The 3323-nt window shown below is 38.3% G+C and carries 3 protein-coding genes; all 3 read left to right on the top strand.

What is annotated here, in order from left to right; translation table 11 throughout:
- Positions 1-1196, top strand: a 1196-nt coding sequence (locus CRO04_RS25480; protein ID WP_097007031.1) for an IS110 family transposase, incomplete at its 5' end; no start/stop codon positions are given.
- A gap of 126 nt (positions 1197-1322) precedes the next feature.
- Positions 1323-1745: an EndoU domain-containing protein gene (locus CRO04_RS25475; protein WP_097007030.1), complete on the top strand. Its 423-nt coding sequence runs from the start codon at positions 1323-1325 to the stop codon at positions 1743-1745.
- A 26-nt stretch (positions 1746-1771) separates the two neighbouring features.
- Complete coding sequence (locus CRO04_RS25470) at positions 1772-2203, top strand: hypothetical protein (RefSeq protein WP_097007029.1); 432 nt, start codon at positions 1772-1774, stop codon at positions 2201-2203.
- Positions 2204-3323 lie beyond the last annotated feature (1120 nt).

The following is a 3323-nucleotide window of genomic DNA, read 5'->3' as shown; positions in this document are numbered from 1 at the left end:
GGATTGATCTGCATAAGGAAAGTCATACCGCAGTGATGGTGAACTGCTGGAATGAGAAGTTAGAGGTAGTCGTCATTGAAAACAAGCCCAGTGAATTTAAAAAGCTGGCAGAAAAGGTAGACAAAAAATCCAATCATCTTGGGCTTGAACCCATTTATGGATTGGAGAATGCATACGGCTACGGCAGAAGTTTAGCTGTCTGGCTGATTGAAAAAGGTTACATAGTAAAAGACATTAATCCAGCTCTGGCATATGACCAGAGAAAAAGTGCACCTATGCTCCGTAAAAATGATGAGCATGATGCGTATTGTGTGGCAACGGTTCTGATTAACCAGTTACATACCTTGCCCGATGCAAAGCCAAAAGATAACGAATGGACGTTGTCACAACTGGTAAATCGGAGAGATTTACTGGTGAAAGACGGTATCCGTTTTAAGAACGGACTTCATGAACAAATATCCATGGCATATCCCAGTTACAGTAAGTTCTTCAGCGAAATAGACGGAAAATGTGCCATGTATTTCTGGAAAACCTACCCATCCCCTGTTCATTTACAGGCAAAGACAGCAGAAGAACTAACAATCGAATTTAAGGAAATATCTCGTATTGCCAAGAAAGATAAAGCGGATTTGATTCTGGATTGTGTTCATAATGATGGAAATACCTTTCGGGAATATCAGGAATCCAGAGATTTTATCACAACGAGTCTGGTGCGGGACTTGGAACATCAAAAAGAAGAATTAGCAGGGCTTGATAAAGAAATCGAGAAAATCCTGCTTAGTTTTGATTACAAACTGACCAGTATGCCAGGGATTGGAACTTCCATAGCCAGCAAGCTGATTGCAGAAATCGGAGATATTCGAAGATTTCCCAGTGCAGATAAGCTGGCAAGATTTGCAGGAGTAGCTCCTGTAAAGTTCAGTTCCGCCGGAAAAGGCAAGGAGCAAAGCTCCAGACAGGGAAACCGCCAGCTGCATGGGCTGTTTTATTTCCTGGCGGTAACAATGGTTTCCAAGCCAAAGAACGGAATACCCAATCATCCGGTATTTTATGATTATTACATGCGAAAAATCGGCGATGGAAAGACAAAGTCTCAGGCATTGGTCTGCATCATGCGCCGTTTGGTAAACATTGTGTACGGAATGATGAAAAATAAGACGGAATATCGGGAACCGATTCGAGAAGAAGAACAGTAATTTTTCTATTTAAAAACAGCACAAAGACGTGCTATAATTTTTTTAATTGAATACGAAAATTCACCGTTCGTTGCATACTTCAGTACTCCACCTGAGGGGGCGGGTAAGACAACTATAAGTTCTGAAATGAAAACTAAAATATTAGAAGGTCAACGAAAAACTCCAACTAAAAATGAACTTATAGGAGGTCATTCTCCTAACATTAATAATGCTAATCCTAATTATGCGGCAGAAGTAATTTCTAAAAATCCTGATGGTACTAGAAAGATAAAATTTATTACACAATTTGATGATGGAAATTTATCAAAAATAAAAACAAGTACAGTTTTCCCTGATTCTTGGACGGATGATGCAATCATACAAGGTATAGAAGATGTTGGAAATACAGCCCCAATTGGCGTTCGTCTTTCTGATGGTGCAACACTACATAGAGACATAGTGAATAATGTTCAAATTGAAGTTATAAAAATAGGGGATAAGGTAACATCTGGATACCCAACCGGAGGAGTAAATTCGGGATTACTTCCAAATTTTCAAGCGCCACAATAAAAACAATAAAGGGAGATAATTTTATTATGGTTCAAAAATTAGATGATTTTTTAAAAGGTTTTGCAGGTGAAGTGGATTACACAGATTATTGGTATGATGAAGGCTTCTCAATTGCACAAGATATTCTTAATAAGTTTGAGGATACAGACTGGGAGCAATTGATGGAAATTATTTCAGATAGGAATACTAAGTGGAAACAAAAGTTAGCTTATTGTTTGGATGATGAAAAAAATTCTTATCAATTAAAAATATTATTGCTATTTTTAGAGAGTGAAGATAAAGAATTAATAGAGTTAACAGTGGATTCATTAAGGACTTTTATAAATCAGAAAAACAAAAGTATATTATTAGAGAATCCTATTTTTATGGATCAAATTAAAAGTTTATATGAATGTAGTGGTATTGCTGTAAAAGGTATAATTGAGGATTTATTAAAAAAAATGGAAATTACTTTATAAGAAAATGCCAGCCTTTCCAGTATTGTATGGTGTCAAAGGAAAAACTGTGGTGTACCTACACAGACACCTTAAAAACCCTTGAATTTGGCTGATTTCAGGGTGGTTACAGCTACCTAATGGGTGACTTTATCCTTATTGACAGCCACCAAATAAATAAGAAAAGCTTTGACCGAAATCCTTATGCAGTCGGCATTGCCGGCTGCTGTAAGCTGGCAGGAGTGCCGTAAGGTGCACCTGCCTTTAACCTGCATCATTTTCGACCCCATGGTTCATCACTGCTTTTGAAGCAAAATAAGGCGAGAATTTACTAGTTAAGGAATTTATAAATGGTTGCGATTGTGCGACTTAAGAGATATAAAAAACTGGTCTATATGCGACGTTTTTCTGAAAAAGCAACCAGAAGATGAACAGCAGGCAACACCAATCCAAACAGTTATTAGGTGCAAAGGGAAAATCCATGTTTTTCAGATTTGCCCAACAAGACTTTTTATCGCCTGTTTGGCATATATATTTCACCATCGGTTTTAAAGGTCACACAGGGGTAATTATTTGCGACACAGGGCAAGCAAAAAGTGGTATATTAATTCTATTTCACCAGAAGCTTAGCCAGATCATTTACCCTATGGTTCATGGTGAACCATGAATTTACATCAAACGGGTTCTATGGTAAAATGGTGCTGCCGGGGGCTACAGGGGGTAAAAAAACACTCTTTCTGTGGCTCCCGTTTCTATTCTTTTTTCTGCGGTTTCTTCTCCTAAAAACAAATCCAGAAATGACTTGCAATCCATTCCATACAGAGTTAACATCAACAACCAATAAAAGAAATAACTTGTCCATCCTCCCATTGGTTTGTTGTAGATTGGCTGTCGCCCCCTTGCGGACTCGCAAAGAGTTAACGCTGTCATCTGAGGTTGCCGGTACGGGTACCGATTGGTTGGAAACAAGATCTGGAGGGAGAGAATTGCAAAAAAGAGAAAATTTGCTTTATGTGGGGATTGACCTGCATAAGGAAAGTCATACCGCAGTGATGGTGAACTGCTGGAATGAGAAGTTAGAGGTAGTCGTCATTGAAAACAAGCCCAGTGAATTTAAAAAGCTGGCAGAAAAGGTAAACAGAAA

It is taken from the genome of Lacrimispora amygdalina (assembly GCF_900205965.1).
Lineage (GTDB): Bacteria > Bacillota > Clostridia > Lachnospirales > Lachnospiraceae > Lacrimispora > Lacrimispora amygdalina_A.
This window is presented reverse-complemented; position numbering and strand designations above follow the sequence as displayed.